The 1,530-nt window shown below is 76.8% G+C and carries 1 protein-coding gene; it reads right to left on the bottom strand.

The features are described from left to right. Nucleotides 1-930: LacI family DNA-binding transcriptional regulator (locus A2U95_RS29905; protein WP_166028789.1), on the bottom strand; the 930-nt coding region annotated here is incomplete at its 3' end. Nucleotides 931-1,530: the final 600 nt, after the last annotated feature.

The following is a 1,530-nucleotide window of genomic DNA, read 5'->3' as shown; positions in this document are numbered from 1 at the left end:
CATCAGCCGGCCCATGCCCTCTATGTCCTGGCGGACCGTGGTGAGCGGCGGGTCGGTGACCCCGGTGACCGCCGCCATGTCGTCGAAGCCGACCACCGCCACGTCCTGCGGCACCCGCACGCCGCGCTCGCGCAGCGTGCGCAGCGCGCCCGCGGCCATCAGGTCGTTGGCCACGAAGACCCCGTCGACGCCGGGGCACCGCTCCAGCAGCCCGGCCATCGCGCGGGCGCCGCTCTCCTCGGTGAAGTCGCCCTGGCACAGCAGTTCCTCGGGGGCGTCGACCAGGACGTCCCGGTAGCCGTCGATCCGGTCCAGGGCGGCGACCTGGTCCCGCGGACCCGCGATGTGCGCGATCCGCCGGCGGCCCAGCGACACCAGGTGGCGCACGGCCTCCCGCGCGCCGCCCCGGTTGTCGCAGTCGACGAACGGCGCGGTGCCGCCCGGTCCCGCCGGCGGGCGCCCGCCGAAGACCGCCGGGATCCGGGTGCGGGCGATCAGGGCCGCCAGCCGGTCGTCCTTGTGCAGGGAGAAGGCGAGCGCCCCGTCCACGTGCCCGCCCTCCAGGTAGCGGGCGATCCGCTCGTGATCGCCGGCGTCCTCCTCCCACAGCAGGACCAACTGGGTTTGGTGCAGGCTGAGTTCGCGGCTGATGCCGCGGATCTTCTGCTCGAAGAACGGGTCGGAGAACACCCGGAACTCGGGCTCCGCGATGATCACGGCGACCGCGCCGGTGCGCCGGGTCACCAGGGACCGGGCGGCGTGGTTCGGGACGTACCCCAGTTCCTCCACGGCCTTGCGCACCTTGTCGACGAGGGGTGGGCGCACCCCCGCGCCGCCGTTGACCACCCGGGAGACCGTCGCCCGGGACACCCCGGCGCGCTCCGCGACGGCCTCGAGGGTCGGCCGGGGTCCCCTGGTCTGCTCGGGCAACGGTGGGCTCCTTGTCTGCGTCCGCGGGCTCCTTCGCCCATAGCGCGCCGGTCGCCCGGCGCGGACCAGGATAGGCGTTGCCGCCGCCCCGCCGAGGGCGCTCGCGCAGTGGCCGCCGAACCGTGACCTGCGTCTTGGGGCCGGACGCCGCGCTCCACGGCCGGGCGGATGCGGCGTACGCCTCCCGCAGTTCGATCTTGCGGACCTTGCCGGACACCGTCATCGGGAAGGAGTCCGGCACGGCCAGCCGGCCGGGGACCTCGTAGTGCGCCGGCCGGCCCTCGCAGAACGCGCGCACCTCCTCCAGGGTGGGCGGGTCCTGACCCGCCCACCGGGCCCTGACCCGCCACCGGGCCCTGACCCGCCATCGGCCCTTGACCGGCCGGCGGGGCAGCCACCCGGCGGGCGGGCGGGCGGCCCGCCGGCCGGCCGTGCCCGGATCACGGGTGCGGTCCCGGGCCCGCGGCCACCACGCCGGGAGCGTCGCCGCCGTGCGTCCTCGCGCGCCTCTCCGGTGCGCCGGCGAGGAGGGACGGCACGCCCCGGCGTGGGCGCGCCGTCCCCGCGACCGGGTGCTCGCGGGCGCGCCGTTCCGTCACC

The organism is Streptomyces chilikensis (assembly GCF_001642695.1).
GTDB lineage: Bacteria > Actinomycetota > Actinomycetes > Streptomycetales > Streptomycetaceae > Streptomyces > Streptomyces chilikensis.
This window is presented reverse-complemented; position numbering and strand designations above follow the sequence as displayed.